At 64.9% G+C, this 16,353-nt stretch carries 11 protein-coding genes; 7 read left to right on the top strand and 4 right to left on the bottom strand.

Features of this window, described 5'->3' with window-relative positions; translation table 11 throughout:
• Positions 1 to 70 precede the first annotated feature (70 nt).
• Entirely contained in the window at positions 71 to 673 is a 603-nt protein-coding gene (locus tag AC1Q7Q_RS35380) for a response regulator transcription factor (RefSeq protein WP_492373425.1), read from the top strand.
• Between the two features lie 120 nt (positions 674 to 793).
• Positions 794 to 3,988, top strand: coding sequence for a response regulator (locus AC1Q7Q_RS35375; protein ID WP_492373424.1), 3,195 nt, complete (start codon positions 794 to 796; stop codon positions 3,986 to 3,988).
• Between the two features lie 189 nt (positions 3,989 to 4,177).
• On the opposite strand, the gene AC1Q7Q_RS35370 is transcribed toward AC1Q7Q_RS35375, so the two are convergent.
• Positions 4,178 to 4,597: a hypothetical protein gene (locus AC1Q7Q_RS35370; RefSeq protein ID WP_492373423.1), complete on the bottom strand. Its 420-nt coding sequence runs from the start codon at positions 4,595 to 4,597 to the stop codon at positions 4,178 to 4,180.
• A gap of 662 nt (positions 4,598 to 5,259) precedes the next feature.
• Between AC1Q7Q_RS35370 and AC1Q7Q_RS35365 the strand changes: the two genes are divergently transcribed.
• The 3 genes from AC1Q7Q_RS35365 (at position 5,260) to ada (ending at position 11,483) form a co-directional block, all read left to right on the top strand.
• Positions 5,260 to 6,426 carry an HD domain-containing phosphohydrolase gene (locus tag AC1Q7Q_RS35365; RefSeq protein ID WP_492373422.1) on the top strand — a complete coding sequence of 389 codons (1,167 nt, stop codon included), beginning with the start codon at positions 5,260 to 5,262 and terminating at the stop codon, positions 6,424 to 6,426.
• On the top strand, positions 6,423 to 10,265 hold the full coding sequence (locus AC1Q7Q_RS35360; protein ID WP_492373421.1) for a response regulator: 3,843 nt from the start codon (positions 6,423 to 6,425) through the stop codon (positions 10,263 to 10,265). Before AC1Q7Q_RS35365 ends, AC1Q7Q_RS35360 begins: the two co-directional genes overlap by 4 nt.
• Before the next feature lie 150 nt (positions 10,266 to 10,415).
• Positions 10,416 to 11,483 (top strand): bifunctional DNA-binding transcriptional regulator/O6-methylguanine-DNA methyltransferase Ada, encoded by a 1,068-nt coding sequence (ada, locus tag AC1Q7Q_RS35355; protein WP_492373420.1) that lies wholly within the window; start codon positions 10,416 to 10,418, stop codon positions 11,481 to 11,483.
• 189 nt (positions 11,484 to 11,672) lie between these two features.
• Here the strand turns inward: ada and AC1Q7Q_RS35350 are convergent, their stop codons facing one another.
• The 3 genes from AC1Q7Q_RS35350 to AC1Q7Q_RS35340 all read right to left on the bottom strand — a co-directional run bounded on the left by AC1Q7Q_RS35350 (position 11,673) and on the right by AC1Q7Q_RS35340 (position 14,565).
• Entirely contained in the window at positions 11,673 to 12,251 is a 579-nt protein-coding gene (locus AC1Q7Q_RS35350) for a hypothetical protein (protein ID WP_492373419.1), read from the bottom strand.
• 274 nt (positions 12,252 to 12,525) lie between these two features.
• Positions 12,526 to 13,290 (bottom strand): SDR family oxidoreductase, encoded by a 765-nt coding sequence (locus tag AC1Q7Q_RS35345; RefSeq protein ID WP_492373418.1) that lies wholly within the window; start codon positions 13,288 to 13,290, stop codon positions 12,526 to 12,528.
• 225 nt (positions 13,291 to 13,515) lie between these two features.
• Positions 13,516 to 14,565 (bottom strand): DMT family transporter, encoded by a 1,050-nt coding sequence (locus tag AC1Q7Q_RS35340; RefSeq protein ID WP_492373417.1) that lies wholly within the window; start codon positions 14,563 to 14,565, stop codon positions 13,516 to 13,518.
• A gap of 120 nt (positions 14,566 to 14,685) precedes the next feature.
• Between AC1Q7Q_RS35340 and AC1Q7Q_RS35335 the strand changes: the two genes are divergently transcribed.
• Together AC1Q7Q_RS35335 and AC1Q7Q_RS35330 are read left to right on the top strand one after the other, a co-directional pair.
• Positions 14,686 to 15,213 carry a hypothetical protein gene (locus AC1Q7Q_RS35335; RefSeq protein ID WP_492373416.1) on the top strand — a complete coding sequence of 176 codons (528 nt, stop codon included), beginning with the start codon at positions 14,686 to 14,688 and terminating at the stop codon, positions 15,211 to 15,213.
• A 109-nt stretch (positions 15,214 to 15,322) separates the two neighbouring features.
• On the top strand, positions 15,323 to 16,270 hold the full coding sequence (locus AC1Q7Q_RS35330; protein ID WP_492373415.1) for a DMT family transporter: 948 nt from the start codon (positions 15,323 to 15,325) through the stop codon (positions 16,268 to 16,270).
• Positions 16,271 to 16,353 lie beyond the last annotated feature (83 nt).

Here is a 16,353-nt window from a genome sequence, read left to right as displayed (position 1 = left end):
TGCGCAGTAGGTGAGCGTACGGGCAGGCCGAAATTCGGTCGCAGGGAGCCAGGAACTGGAGGCGTAGGTTGTGGCAACTGAACGATCCGTCATCTATCTAGTCGACGACGATGAAATTGTGCTTTGGGCGTACCACGAGTTGCTCCGTGGTCTTGGCGCTGACATAAGGACGTTTGTTTCCTCTCGCGAGTTTGTTGAATCGTACCGGCCGGCGCCAGTTGAATGCCTGGTCTGCGATCTGCGCATGCCGGGGATGTGCGGCCTGCAGGTGCAGGGAGCGCTGGCGGGCATGGGCATTCTTCCTCCTACCATCTTTGTTTCCGCTTACTCCGAGGTCCCTTCGGTGGTCAAGGCGATCAAGGCGGGCGCGCTCGATTTTCTGGAGAAGCCCGTCGATGGCGCCATGCTGGTGCAAAAAGTGCGGGGCGCGCTGGAACGCAGCCGCCAGATGCACGAGCAGAAGCTGGCTTGCGCCGACAAAAGCACGCGGCTTGCACGCCTGACCCCGAAGGAGCGAGTCGTTGCCTGGCACGTCACGACTGGCAAGACCAGCAAGGCGATTGCCAGGGAACTGGGGATCAGCGTTCGCACCGTGGAAAATCACCGGGCGCACTTGATGGAGAAACTGCAAGTCAAATCAGCGATTGAATTGACAACGCTGCTTCTCGATTGAGTCATCCCGTTTGGTCGCCATAAACGGTGACGAAAGCCAGAAATTTCGGTCGCGTTAGCTATTGGCACTGGTCCGGAATGCCGCCGCCGTTTTATAAGCCGAGAACCGTCGCAGGAAATCATGCTCAAGCGTTACTTCAGGAGTCTGCGAGGGGCAGCCGGTAGAGAAGCCCGCCTGAATTTCATCATGACGGCGGTCGCCGTTGCCTTGCTGCTGGTCTTGAGCCATGAGGTGCTCCGGGGCCTTGAAAAGCAATTTCATCGGAGTGCCGAAAGCCGCCTGAAATCCGTGCTGCAGGCCATATCGGACCTGAACCGGACGATGGGAGAGGATTCGGCGGGGCGAGTCGGGACCATTGCCGAGAACCCTGCCCTGATAAAACTGGCGAAACGTATACTGGCCGATCCCGGCAGCGCCGATCTGCGGACTGAACTCGATCAGTGGATCCTGCCGATCTACAGGAGCCGGGGCTTCGATGGCTATGCCCTGATCCGGCCGGACCACACCATAGTCGCGGCGAGCAGCCCGCGCTATGTCAACGCCTCGGACCTGACCGAGCCGACCTTACGCACGTTGCGGGGGGCGCAGGAGCTCGGATTTGCCATTTCGCGCCCCACCGTCTCGACGCAGCCGCTCATGGTCCAGGGCATTGAGCAGCCGGCCGGGATGTTCTATCAGCTGGCGTGCGCACGCATCAACGCGGATGGATTGATCGTGGGCTTCTTGTGCCTGCGCATTGATCCCTATGTGAAGCTGTTCAAGATTCTCAAGGCGGGCCGGATAGGCGAAACGGGCGAGGCTTACGTGATTGACTCCTCCGCGCGCATTCTCTCCCCGACCCGCGCCTCGGAGCGCGATGCGGCGCCAGATCGTGCGCGGCGGGACGTTTCCGAGGCGCTGTGGGCGAGAGTGCCCGGCAAGCGGCTTGCGGCCGATTCGCTGGTGCGTGGCCGCATTGGCGATGCCCCGACGGAACTTGCGTTGCAACTGCTGATGGATAGAGGCGAGGAGGCGGTCGCCGCCGAGGGCTATGACGGCAATGACGGGCGCAAGGTCATCGGGGCTGGCCGATGGTTGGGTGACCAGGACATGGGGCTGGTCGTCGAGCTACCCGTTGACGAAGCCTATCAGTCGTACTTCCTGGTCCGCACGGCGATCGTGAGCCTTAGCGCGATCGCGATCGGGCTGATCCTTGCGTTGGCGGTGTTCCAGTGGCGCGCGCGCCGCGGCGTGTCCGAGAACGAGGAACGCATGCGCGCATTCCGCGAGAACGTGCCGACCGGGCTGGCTTACAAGAACCCCAAGGGTGTGGGCATCATGGCCAATCACGCCTACGAGCAAGCCATCGGGGTGCCCCAGGGCGCTGCCGTGGGATGCTGCGACTGGGACATCATCCCGAATCGCCATATCGCCCAGATCAGCCGCGATATGCACGAGCTGGTACTGGCCAGCGGGACATCCCAAAGCCAGGTGCATGCGATCAGTCCTCGTTACGGCTATGAACGCATTTTCCGCGTGGTCAAGTTCCCGGTGCCCGGGCCGGACGATGCCGGCATCATCGGCGTCGGTACGGTGGTCGCCGATATCACCGAGCAGGAACGCACCCGGCAGGCCCTGGAGGCGCTGACCAACACGCTGGAAGCACGCGTCGAAGAGCGCACCCTGCAGCTGACGGCAGCGCGCGAGGCGGCTGAGTCGGCAGCGCGCGCCAAGGCGAAGTTCCTGGCCAACATGAGCCACGAGATCAGGACGCCGCTGAATGCCATCATCGGCATGTCGCATCTGGCGCTCAAGCGCGAGCGCGCGGACAAGCTGGACCGCTATCTGGAGCGCATCGGCGCATCCGCGGCGCACTTGCTGGGGATCGTCAACGATATCCTGGATTTCTCGAAGATCGAGGCGGACAAACTCACCATCGACGCGCGCGAGTTCGACTTGTCTGAACTGCTGGATCGTGTCACTGGCCTGTTCTGGGAAACGGCGGAAGCAAAAGGCATCATGATGTCTATTTTCACGTCCCCCGCGATTCCGCCTCGGCTTGTCGGCGATCCGCTGCGGGTCGGGCAGATCCTGATCAATTTCCTGAGCAATGCGCTGAAGTTCACGGATCGTGGCGAGGTCTGCCTGCGAGTCAGGGAGACACTCGTGCGCGACAGCCATATCGGCTTGTCCTTCGAGGTCGAGGACACGGGCGTAGGCATTGCTGCGGAAGCGTTGCCGGAGCTTTTCACGCCGTTCCAGCAATTGGACGGCGCGCTGAACCGCCGCTTTGAAGGCACGGGCCTAGGGCTTGTGATCAGCAAGAAGCTGGCGGAACTCATGGGTGGGCGCGTCCTCGCGCGGAGCCAGGCCGGTGTGGGAAGCATCTTCTCGTTCGAGGTGTCGCTGGAGATTGGGCGGGCAGACCGGGCGACCGGTCCGGGCTCCGGCCTTTCGCATGCGGCGATGGTGCCATCGGATTGCCGCTCGATCGCCGGGCCGGCGTGGCAGGCATTGCACGGGCGCAAGGTCTTGCTGGTCGAGGACAACCCGATCAATCAGGAGGTCGCGCACGATCTTCTCGTACTGGTGGGCATGGACGTGCACGTTGCCGGCGACGGTCAGCAGGCGCTGGCGGCGCTCAAGGAACACGCATTCGATATCGTGCTGATGGACATCCATATGCCGGGCATGGATGGCATAGAGACCACTGGCGCGATTCGCCACGACCTGGGCCTTTATGCCCTGCCGGTGCTGGCACTGACGGCAGACGCGATGTCGGCGGACCGCATCCGCTGCATCGAGGGCGGGATGAACGATCATATTTCAAAACCGATCGACGCAGAGGCGATGTTCCGCACCATTGCGGCATGGCTGCCGCCCGTTGCCGCGCCGTGGGGCGCGACTCGTGGCTTGGCAGGCGCAGGGACTACGGTGGCGGTGACGGCGCAGGCGACGCCACCGGCGTCAGCGGTGACGCAGGCCCTGAAGGCCATACCGGGCCTGGACGCCGCCTCGGGGATCAAGCTCTTGTTCGGTCGCGAGGATCTTTACATCAATCTGGCCAGGCGCGTATGCGCAGAACGCGCGGACATGGCAACGCGGATCCATGAGGCCATCGGGGCCGGCGATGTTCGCCAGGCTGGCCTGCATGCCCATGGCATGAAGGCCATCCTGGGCATGCTTGGGGCGGCGCAGCTCGCGCAGGCCTGCGCGGCGCTGGAGCGCGGCTTGCAGGATGGCCGTGCGGATGCCGCGGCGCTCTCCACGCTGGGCCGGGACTTCCCGGCGCTGATCGCCAACATGCGCTCGGCGTGCGCCGTGGGCGCGGTATAAAAAGGGTCCAGAGCCAGCCCTGCGCGTGAATCTGGCGCTTCATCTGCAAGGGGGGGACACAGGGGAGTGCTGTTTCCCTGCAGAATCGGCCATGCTGGCAATCCTCACACGCAAAGCGGGCTCTGGACCGGAAAAAAGGGGGGGGCGGCCATCGCGCCATCGCGTCGGTCGCCAGGACCCATCAACGTTTCAGCGGCTCTCCACACCGACCGGGGCGGCACACAGGTCGAGTCCGGCGGATAGCAACCTGAGTGTGAACAGTTCGACGTGGGTGAGTGCGCCGTCGATCGTCACCCATGGGTAGCGGACACCGGAGATCGTATTCTCGAAGGCGATCAATGTCGCATCGCTGTCGACGGCGCACACGAAGCGCCGGATGCCGATCCTCGGATGCCGGACTTCATAGCGTGCGCGATGCTGGAGCCGGAACTCGCACTTGCCTTCCCGGGTTGCTATCGATATGGCATGCTCCTTCAGTCCGGGCGCCAGGCCATTGAGAACGTGGCTTAACCAGTCGTCATACGCCAGCGACGTTTCCCCGCCGCCCACCGCCGTTATCCACTGGTCGATGCGCAAGGTATGGCGAACCGTTTGCTGATGAGATTCCATGCCTCATGATGGCTCGGCGATGGCCGCCGCGAAAGAGTGGAATTACTCAGGTTGCACACCCCGTATCCGCATCCGTTGCCAGGGGAAAATTGGGGGAGGGGGAGAGTATTCTTACTCTTTCCGATCTTGCGAGAGCCAATGACAATGCCGCCGTTGCTTCGATTCAGCGAAAGACGGGCCTTGATGCCTGCATGGACTCGCTGTTGGTCGGGCAACAGCCGGTGCGGTGCGTGGTGTGTGGCGGTGCCGGCAATGCGGACGCGTCTTTTTTTTGACGTAGTCGGCGTGCATTGAAGCGATCGCGGGGTGTCAGTGTCAATGCCATGTGACCGATGTCCGTTGCTCTTGCGAAAGCCCACTTCGGTGGGCTTTTTTTTTGCCATGCCCGCCCGGAGCGGGGTTAACGGCAGCGGATGCCAAACCTTTATGCCCTCCGCAAGAGGGGGCTGAATTGCGACGCAAGATGGCCGTTATGGCAAGGCAGGGGCCGGGATGCGCCTGGGGTTGTTGCGTCCCGTGCAATCTGTGGCCTGGCCCGGGCGAAAAGCGAACCGGTGCGAGTAATCCGCTATGTCAACGCAATATGACGGTATGTCTTTCGAAGCGCGCCGGAAACGCCGTCATCTTGCCTGCCCGGCAAGTATCCCGACCTGAATCTCCCCATGCGCTCTGATAATTCCGACGCCCTGCCCACGATTCTTGTGGTGGATGATCTTCCAGAAAACATCGCGATGATGGCCGCGTTGCTTCAGGATCGCTATCGGGTGAAGGTGGCGACCTCGGGCAGTGCGGCGGTGCGCATCGCCACGGCGGCGGCGCCAAGCCTGATCTTGCTTGACGTGATGATGCCTGACATGGACGGCTACGAAGCGTGCCGCCAGCTCAAGGCGAACCCGGCCACCATGGACGTGCCGGTGATCTTCCTGACATCCCGTACCGGCGAGCACGACGAGACGCGCGGGTTCCAGGTGGGCGCGGTGGACTACATCATGAAGCCGCTCAGCCCGTTGGTGATGCACGCGCGCATCGCCACCCATCTCACCCTCAAGAACGCCAGGGATTTTCTCCGGGACAAGTCGGCCTACCTGGAGCAGGAGGTGCAGCGCCGGCTGCGGGAGATCTCCGTGATCCAGGACGTCACCATCATGGCCATGGCATCCCTGGCGGAGACGCGCGACAATGAAACCGGCAACCACCTGCGGCGCACCCAGCACTACGTGCGCCGCCTGGCGCAGGCGCTGCGCCACCATCCGCGCTTTTGCGACGAGCTCAACGACGAGACCATCGAGCTGCTGTTCAAGTCGGCCCCGCTGCACGACATCGGCAAGGTCGGCATCCCCGATCGCATCCTGCTCAAGCCCGGCAAGCTGACCGCCGAAGAGTTCGAGGTCATGAAGACCCACACCACGCTGGGGCGTGATGCCATTGCGCACGCCGAGGCCCAGTGCGGCACCCCTAACTCCTTCCTGCGCTACGCCCGCGAGATTGCGCACTATCACCAGGAGAAATGGAACGGCAGCGGCTACCCCGACGGGTTGTCGGGCGATGCGATTCCTGTCTCCGCGCGCCTGATGGCGATCGCCGATGTCTACGATGCGCTTATCAGCCGGCGCGTCTACAAGCCCGCATTTCCGCACGAGCAGGCGGTAAGGATGATCAGCGAAGGACGCGGCAGCCATTTCGATCCGGACATGGTGGACGCGTTCCTGGCCATCGCGCCGGAGTTCCTGGCCATTTCGCAACGCTACGCGGACACCGACGCGGACCATGCACGCGAGGCGGCATTAGTGGCCGCCAACGGCTATCCCGTCACCACGCCGCAGGCATGATGGGCGCATCCGCCTCTGGATGGCTGGCTGCCTGGCGCAGGCGGGTGGCCACGCGCGCCGGTCTGCGGCGCTACGTCTATCCCGTGCCGCTGGTGGTGACAGTCTGCCTGCTGGCCGGCGGCGCCGCCCAGCTGGTGTACGAGAACGACCGGGCCAACCTGGGCGCGCGGGTGGAGTCGATGCTGGCGACGAACGCGCGGCTGCTGGGACTCTGGAGTGGCGAGCAACAGCGGCGCGCCGAGCGGATTGCGCGCCTGCCGGAGGCGCTCAGGCTTGCGCGCCCGCTGCTCTTGGCGCCAGGCCAGCCGTTGCCGGATGGCGAGGCGGTGGCCAGGTTCGAACGCTGGGTGACCCCGGTCTTCCAGAGCAGCGGCTACCTCGGTTATGTCCTGGCTACGCCGGACCTCAAGATCGTGGCGTCGGAGCTGCCCGGCCGCACCGGCCGCCTGCTCTTGCCGGAACCTGCCCGGACGGCCCGGCGGGCGCTGGAAGAGGGTAGCGCGGCCTCGCCGCCTTATCCTGCCCCGGAGCGAACCCGGGACCCATGGGGCACGCTGGTGGACCTGCCGTTCCAGGTGGTGTGCGCCCGGCTGCTGGACGCGGGACGCGCCATTGGCGTGCTATGCCTGCGGCTGGATCCCGGTGCCGTGATGCTGCCGATCATCGCGGCCGGCCAGTTCGGCCGCACCGGTGAGCTCTACGCCATCGACGCCCGGGGCCGGCTGGTGTCTCCCAGCCGCTTCGGCCCGGAGCTGGAGGCCAAGGGCCGGCTGGCGCCGGGCACCGCGTCCATGCTCAACGTATGGGCCCGGGTCCCCGGCCAAAGCGGCAAGGACGGGGGCAGCGCCCAGCCGGGCGGCCCGCTGACCCTGGTTGCCGAGCGCTTGCTGCGCGACCATGCCTCTGTGCTTGCCTACGACTATGCCGACTACCGTGGCCAGCGGGCCGCGGGCGCAGGGATCTGGGTCCCCGGCCTGGAGATGGGCTTGATCGTGGAGCAGAACATGGGCGAAGCGTTCGCCCCGTACCTGTTTACCCGCGACGTGCTGGCGGCACTGACGGCCATCATCCTGCTGCTGATCGGCACCGCCACGTGGATCGCGCGGCGGGACGGCAGGCGCCTGGCGGAGAGCCAGGAAAGGATGCGCGCGATGCTCGAGCACTCGCCCGCCATCATGTCGCTCAAGGACCGCGATCACGCCATGCTGGCCCTTAACCCGGCCATGCAGGCGCTGCTCGGCGCGAGCGAGGGCGAAGTCCTGGGCAGGTCCGACTGGGATTCCGGCTCCAACCCTGAAGTCGCGCGGGTACGCCGGGACATGGAGGCGCGCGTGATGTCCTCGGGCAAGGCCGAGGAGCATGTCTATGCGCTTCAGACGCCCCATGGCGAGCGCCATCTCCAGGTGACGCGCTTCCCGGTGCGCAACCCGGCTACCCATGAGGTGGTGGGGGTCGGCGCGGTGGGCATCGATATCACGGAGCAGGTCGAGGCCAACCACCGGCTGACCTCGCTGTCCCAGACGCTGGAGCGCCGCGTCGAGGTACGTACGCGCGAGCTTGCCGAGACCAATGCCGAACTGGTCGTGGCCAAGCAGGCCGCGGAGAGCGCGGCGCATGCCAAGGCCAGCTTCCTGGCCAACATGAGCCATGAGATCCGTACCCCGATGAATGCGGTGATCGGCATGGCACATCTGGCGCTGCGCACGCGGCTCGACGACAAGCAGCGCGGCTACCTGGAAAAGATCCAGCATTCCGGCCAGCATCTGCTCGAGATCATCGATGACATCCTCGACCTGTCGAAGATCGAGGCCGGCAAGCTGGAGATCGAGCGGGTCGATTTTTCGCTGGAGCGGATGCTGCGCACGGTGTGCGACCTGGTGGCCGAGCGGGCCGATGCCAAGCACCTCGAGCTGATCGTCGAAGTCGCCCCGGACGTGCCGGACTCGCTGCGCGGCGATCCGCTGCGCCTGCGCCAGATCCTGATCAACTTCGCCAACAACGCGGTGAAGTTCACGCACCAGGGTGAAATCGTCATACGCGTCGAGCACCACGGCGACGGGCAATGCCAGCCCCGCATCCGCTTGCGCTTCGAGGTGCGCGACACCGGCATCGGCATTGACGCGGCTACCTGCTCGCGCCTGTTCCAGAGTTTCGAGCAGGCCGACGCCTCGACTACCCGGCGCTACGGCGGCAGCGGCCTGGGCCTGGCCATCTGCCGCCGTTTGGTGGAGTTGATGGGCGGCACCCTCGGGGTCGAAAGCACGCCGGGCAAGGGCAGCAACTTCTGGTTCGAGCTGGACCTGCTGGCGGGCAAGAAGCGGCCTGCCAGCGCCTTGGTCGCGCCACAGCTGGCGGGCTGCCGCCTGCTGGTGGCGGACGATCACGACTACGCCCGCCAGGTCATCATTGCCATGCTGCGCAACTTTGGCTTCCGCGTGGACGAGGCCGCCTCAGGCCGTGCCGCTCTGGCAAGGATTGCCCAGGCCGACGAAGCCGCCGATCCCTACCAGGCCGTGTTCATCGACTGGAAGATGCCTGGTCTTGACGGCATCGAGACCGCTCGCCACATCGACGCCATGCGCCTGTGCCACCCGCGCCCGCGCCGCGTCATGATTACCGCCCATGGCCGCGAGGAAGTCTTGCGCGAGGGCGAGCGATCGGGCTTTGACGCGACGTTGATCAAGCCGGTGAGCGCATCGCTGCTGCTGGAGGCGACGGTGCGCACGCTGTCCCCGGACAATGACGCGCCACCGGAGGCGGCGGAGCCGCATTCGGCGGCGCTCGATGCCATGCCGGAGTTGCCGAGCGCGCGCGTGCTGCTGGTAGAAGACAACGACATCAACCGCGAGGTCGCGGTCCACTTGCTGCAGGCCGCGGGCATCTACCCCGATACGGCCGAGAACGGCGCCGTGGCGCTGCACCTGCTCCAGGCCGGCGCTTACGACCTGGTCCTGATGGACGTGCAGATGCCCGTGATGGACGGGTTTGAAGCCACCCGGCACATCCGCGAGCAAGAGAAGTTCGCAAGCCTGCCGGTGGTGGCGATGACGGCCAACGCGTTGCCGGAAGACCGGGCGCGCTGCCTGGCAGCCGGCATGAACGACCATATCGCCAAGCCGATCAGCCCGCCGGCCTTCTATGCCATGCTGCGCCAGTGGCTGGCGGTCCCGGGCGGCGACGACGCGGCCCCGTCAGCCGGGTCCCGGCCGGCCTGGGTGGACGCGCTGGCAACCTCTGCGTATCTTGACGTCGGCGGCGGCCTGGGCCGCGTCAGCGGCCGCGCGGAAGTCTACCGGCAGCTGCTTGAGCGCTTTGCCAGCGGTTACGCAGACATGCCGGACCGGATCGGCGAGCGGCTGTCCCGCGGCGACCGCGACGGCGCGTTGTCGCTCGCGCACTCGCTCAAGGGCTTGGCCGCCAATCTCGGTGCCATGTCGATCTCGTGCGCGGCGGCTACGCTGGAGGCGAGCCTGCAACTTCCTCATGCGCCCGGGCGCCCCGACCCCGTCACGCTGCTGGCGGCCTTGCGCACCACCTTCCCGCCATTGCTGGCGACCTTGCGCACGCACCTGCCAACCGGGCCCGCAGCGTTGGATGGCGGCGCGCCGGATACGTCCGGCCCCCTTGCGGATCCCGATGTCACGCAGGAGGCTGTGCTCAAGCTCCTGCGCGAACAGCTGGAAGAGGGCGACAGCGCGGCCAATCACACCTTCGCCCGCTACCGAGACGTCTTTACCCGCCTGCTGTCCGCCGATGGCTGCCAGCGCCTGCACGCGCAAGTCGAGCGCTACGACTACCTGGCGGCGCTGGCCACGCTGGATGGCGGCGTCGCGCCCTAGGGGCGGCCTCGGCATCCCCGGATAGCGGGAATCGCTTCGGGTACTTGTGGCGGTGTACGCCGTGAGGCGTTTCGATCGCAAGAAACGGAGTTCTTGCGATCGAATCGAGGATTATAGTGTCCTCACACCAAGCCGTTCTTGGACGCGATCATGAATATAGATGCCAATATGCCAGGGGCTCCTTCGCTTGATGACGAGCGATGGGCGGCCGTGGAAGCGCGAGATCCTTCGGCAGACGAAAAATTTGTCTACGGAGTCAGGACGACGGGGATTTATTGTCGCCCGAGTTCCTCGGCCCGTCTCCCGAAACGGGAGAACGTCGAGTTCTTCGATTCCGCCGAAGCCGCGGAAGCCGCCGGTTATCGATCCAGTCGACGTGTCTCTTCGGACCGAAGTGCTGCGGCTGCCCAGCGTGCCGCCCTGGTCGCCGAAGCTTGCCGGCTTATCGACGTCTCGGAGGTCCAACCCAATCTCGAAGCGCTAGCTCTGCAAGCTGGCATGAGCATGTTTCACTTCCACCGGATATTCAAAGCCGAGACTGGTTTGACTCCGAAAGCGTACGCGAGCGCGTCCCGTGCTCGGCGGCTGCGCGAGGAACTCGCCGGTGCCGAGACCATTACGAATGCGATCTACGAGGCCGGGTTCAATTCGAACAGTCGCTTCTACGAGGCATCCGCCGGCATGCTCGGCATGTGCGCACGTGACTATCGGGGTGGCGGCAAAAACGCGGTAATCCGCTTTGCTGTCGGCCAGTGCTCACTGGGTGCCATCCTGGTGGCGCAAAGCCAACGGGGCATCTGCGCGATCTTGTTGGGAGATGACCCCGACCTTCTCGTGCGTGATCTGCAGGATCTGTTCCGCAAAGCAAGTCTCGTCGGCGGGGACGCGGATTTCGAGCGACTGGTCGCGAACGTTGTCGGCTTCATCGAGGCACCGGCAATCGGGTTGAATCTTCCGCTCGACGTCCGAGGTACCGCGTTCCAGGAGAGGGTCTGGCAAGCGCTTCGCGAGATTCCGCCAGGTGCAACGGCCAGCTACGCCGAGATCGCAGCGCGTATAGGTTCACCGAAGGCCGTGCGGGCAGTTGCCCAGGCTTGCGGCGCAAATCATATCGCGGTGGCCATTCCTTGCCATCGCGTTATCCGGCGAGATGGCGACATCTCTGGATATCGATGGGGCGTTGAGCGTAAGCGGGAATTGCTGAAGCGCGAGGCATAGTCCCGCAACGCCAAAGCCGAACCACGAACGCGAAAGCGATAGCCGGCTTGGATTGGCCACGCTTGAGCGCCGAACGCGACCAAGAGGGATATGCCAGCGTTTGCTGGCGTCAGCATCACGATTGACGGACTGCGAACAACGAGGCTCCGTGTCTGACGACGTAAGAAGACGTAGGGAGACGTAAAGACCTCAGCGGACCTCGCGCGCCGACGCCCATAGGTCGCTCGCACCCACGCCGGCATACCAAGCCTCAAACTGCGATCGCCACTGTTCGAACGGCTCGCCCAGCGGATGCCTTGGGTCGCCGCTCAACGCGTACGCCATGCCTTCGATCAGCCACCCGGGTTGCGACGCCACGGCGATATTGCCCAGCATCTCTGCCTGCCGATGGTGAATCAGCTCGTGCGCGACATAGAACGCCTGCCACCCCCGCGGGGCTACCACTGTGCCGAAGTTCCCGATCGCCACCGCTGCACGCCGCCCCAGCCCGAAGGTATCGGTGCATGCCTGCGTCGAGCAAAACACCACACGCGGCGATTGCCGGAACGGGCCAACTGCGCTGGCCGCCTTCGCATACCCCTCCCGATACAGCGCCTGCGCGTCGGCGAGTCTGGCCAGGTCGTCGATGCAGATGCCTGGGAGCGGGCAGGCGACATCGGGCATCAGCGTGGGGGCGACCACTCGCAATGGCTTGATGACGGCAAGCGTGGTTGCCGGCAGCGCAACGCACGTCAGGGTGATAGCGAGCAATAGGTGTCTGAACTTCATGGGTTGATGCCGAAGAACCAGGCGTGGTTACGACGTTCGTTGATAGGTTGAATGTCCGCACTTGGCCTGATCGCAGCCGTCAGCGTCCGGCCGTACTATACCGCCATCCATCGCTCCCGATTCGAAGGCGATAGGAGAACGTCCGGCGGTTCGGCAGGCATTGAAGGTCGAAACGACTGAACAGGCGGTAGATCGCGTCAGGCCAGCATTTCCTCTAGCAGCCCCAGCCCCAGCCCCAGCCCCAGCCCCAGCCCCAGCCCAAGTCCCAACAACATCAGGTGCGATTGATCGACACGCCTCCGTCAACCAGCAGCGCTGCGCCGGTCATGAATGACGAGGCGCCGGATGCCATGTAGAGGACCGACTGCGCAAGTTCCTCCGGTGTCGCGATGCGTTTGAGAGCGTGTAGTCCTGCTACATGAGCCATGGCTTCGGGCGACGCACTCATTGTGCGCCCCATGGGCGTGTCTACTCCGCCAGGAAGGATTGCATTGACGCGAATGGCCTTCGGCCCAAACTCTGCGGCGAGTGATTGTGTCAACCCGATCAATCCTGCCTTGCTGGCGGCGTAGGCTGCGACGCCGGGGAAGCCGACGGTGTACCCAACAAACGTCGAAGTGAAGATGAGGCTTCCGGCGCCACGAAGCACCATCGCGGGGATCTGATACTTCGCGCCAAAGAACGCGCTGGTGAGGTTGGTGTCAATGGTCTCGCTCCAACCCGTCGCCGAGACGCCCGGTGTAGGCCCCATTTCGCCGAGTGTCCCCGCGTTGTTGAACGCGATGTCCAATCCACCGAAACGCTCAACAGCCGTCTGAACGAGAGTCCGAGCATATGCCTCCTCCCTGACGTCGCCTGCGACATATGTAGCCGTTCCGCCATTTTCAGTGATTTCCCTCACAAGGTCTTCCAGCTCAGCCTTGCGACGAGCGGCAACGATCACCGCTGCGCCCTCACGAGCGAAAAGTAGCGCGGTCGCGCGTCCAATCCCGGAACTAGCGCCGGTGACGATGGCGACTTTGTTTGCAAGCGTGTTCATTCTTCTTTCCGATGTTCAAATTGATCAGCCGTCAGTCTGCTCGCCTGTCGAGGCGCAAGAACTCCGTTTCTTGGCATCGAATTCAGGCGAAATGGAAAGACACGACAGCCGCCGATCACCGATTTCAACAACGGCAACCTCGCTCAGGGCAGTGTTGGAAAAAAACGCAACTACGTGCACGGCTTCAAGAAAACCGTGTGGATACCGAGCCCTTGCCTCAATGCCTCAGTGCGAGTGCCGGTGATGCGTATCCGGATAGTGCGGGTGCTTGTGCACCAGCGGCTCGTGCCGATGCAGGTGCCGGTGCGGCTCCTGCCCGTCCCAGTCGAAGGCGTGCTCGTGCTGGTGGTGCGCATCGTGGCGATGCGCGTGGCTGTGCTCGGTCGCCTCGTGGCTGTGCTCGTGCTCATGATGCTCGCGCAGGTGCAACCACACGCCCAGCGCCATCAGCAGCGCCGCCACGTAGAACACCGGCTGCGGAGCCTGCGGCCACATGCCGAACGCGATCGCCACGCCGAACAGCGGCGCCACGGAGAAATACGCGCCGGTGCGGGCGGTCCCCAGCAGCCGCAGCGCGATGACGAACAGAGCCAGGCTCACGCCGTAGCCGAGGAACCCGATGATCATGGCCGCGCCCAGCGCGGGCAGCGCCGGCAGGTGGTTACCGCCGGCCAGTGCCAGCCCGGTGTTGCACACGCCGGCAACCAGCCCCTTGATACAGGCGATCAACATGGCGTCGTTGCTTGACACCTTGCGCGTCAGGTTGTTGTCGATGGCCCAGCACAGGCACGCGCCGACGATCAGCAAGGCACCAGCGGACAACCGCAGGCTGCCCGGCTGCCAGGACAACAGCAAGCCGCCCGCCACGATGGCAAGCATGCCAAGGACGATGTGGCGGCTGGCGTTTTCCCTGAAGACCACCCAGGCGATCAGCGCGGTGAATACCCCTTCCACGTTCAGCAGCAGGCAGGCCGATGCCGCGCTGGTGCTGGCCAGGCCGGTCATCAGCAGGGCCGGCCCCGCCACGCCGCCGGCCAGGATGGCACCCAGCAGCCATGGCGCCTCCTGGCGCGGCACGCTGAGCGGGCTTGCTGCGGCGCCGCTCATGCTGCGCCGCAGCGCCAGCAGGATGCCAAGCCCCAGCCCGCTGCCCAGGTAAAGCAGGCCGGCCAGCAGCAACGGCGGGATCGACCCGGCCAGGGCCTTTGCAAGTGGCGTACTTGCCCCAAACAGCAGGGCGGCGGCCAGGGCGGGGGCGGCGGTTCGGATGGTCATGGGCAAGGCAGCAAGGCGTGGCAATGCCGTATTGTCGCGCCACGGCGTGGTGGCGGGGGATGCTATATATTTCAGCCTTGGACGCCATGCCGGGCATGGCGGTTTCCCCTCTGGAATGCTATGAAAACCCCCTCGCAATACGTGGGCGGCTGGCTGATCTGCGCGGCTGCGCTGCTGATGCTGCCAGCCTGCGCCGTCCTGCAACCGGTGCAGGAAGGCCAGAAACTGATCGGCTCGCCGGAAAGCGCGGTGCGCGCGACCTTCGGTGAGCCCACCAATATCTACCGGCTGGCCGACGGTTCCGTGCGCTGGATCTACTCCAAGCAACCGCTGGGCTATGAGGCCTACGCGGCCGATTTCGATGCCAGCGGAAAACTCACGAACTTCCGGCAGATGCTGGTCACTTCCGAGATCTACCAGGCCAAGGTCGATAGCTGGACCAAGCGCGACGTGGAAGAGCATTTCGGCAAGCCGCTCGAGCCGGTGCAGTACTACCCGCTGATGCAGCGCGACGTCTGGTCCTATCGCTTCCGCCAGGACGGCAACCTATCCTCGCTGTTCAATTGCTACTTCGACAAGCAGGGCATCCTGAGGCAGGTGCAGATCACCCTGGATCCGCTGGGTGGGGATTCCAGCAGGGCGCCCTGATGCCCTGATGTGGGCTGGCTTGGCCTGCAATCCATGCTTCGCCACAAGCTGAAACGTTCTCCCGCGGCACGCGCCCACAATGGCGATGAGCCCTTTCAGAGAGAACGCCATGCCAGCCCTGCCCAGCGCGGATGCACGCGCCAACCACGCCCAAGGCGCCAGCGGCCGCGCGCTGGACATGGTCCTGCTGCTGGCTTTGTCCACGCTCTGGGGCGCGTCTTACACATTCATCCGGCTTGGGGTGGCCACGATTCCCCCCGTCACGCTGATTGCGGCCAGGACGTCGATCGCCGGTGCGCTGCTGGTGGCGTGGATGGCGGCAAGAGGCATGCAGATCCCGCGCGGTGCGGCAGTCTGGCGCCGCTTTGCGGTGCAGGCCATGCTCAACAGCGTAGTGCCGTTCACGCTCATTGCGTGGGCCGAGCAATCGGTCCCGGCGGGGCTGGCGACGATCCTGAACTCCGCGTCGCCGGTGATCGCCGTACTGGGCACGTGGCTGGTCACGCGCCATGAGCGCATCACGGCGCGCAAGCTGTTCGGCGTGGTGGCGGGGCTTGCGGGCATCTGCCTGATCGTCGGCACCAGCGTGCTGGGCGGGCTTGGGCAGCAACTGCTTGCGCAACTGGCCATCGTTGCCGCGACCGTCTGCTACGCCGGCGCGGCTATCTACGGGCGCTCGTTCAAGGACCTGCCCGCCGCCGCGCCCGCCGCGGGCTCGATGATCGTCGGGGCGGCGGTGCTGGTGCCGGCAAGCTTGGCCATCGACCGGCCCTGGACGCTACATCCGTCGCTGTCATCGCTTGCGGCGCTGCTGGCGTTATCCGTGTTCTCGACCGCGCTGGCCTTTGTCATCTACTTTCGCCTGGTACGTACGCTGGGGCCGGTGGGCACCACGGCGCAAGCCTATCTGCGCGTGCCGATCGGCGTGGCCATTGGCATCGTGTTTCTTGGGGAATCGCTGGCCGCGGGGGCTTGGGCCGGCCTGGCGTGTGTCGTCGCGGGCGTAGCCGCCATGACAATGCCTGCGCGGCACCGGCCAGTCGCGCAACGGGAATAAGCCGCGGCCAAGGTATATTGTGGTTCGCGCCAGCCAGGCACTCCGCCCGGCACTCTTGCCCACACCATGGAACGCTTCACCAT

The organism is Cupriavidus sp. GW823-FHT07A04 (assembly GCF_058794615.1).
This window is presented reverse-complemented; position numbering and strand designations above follow the sequence as displayed.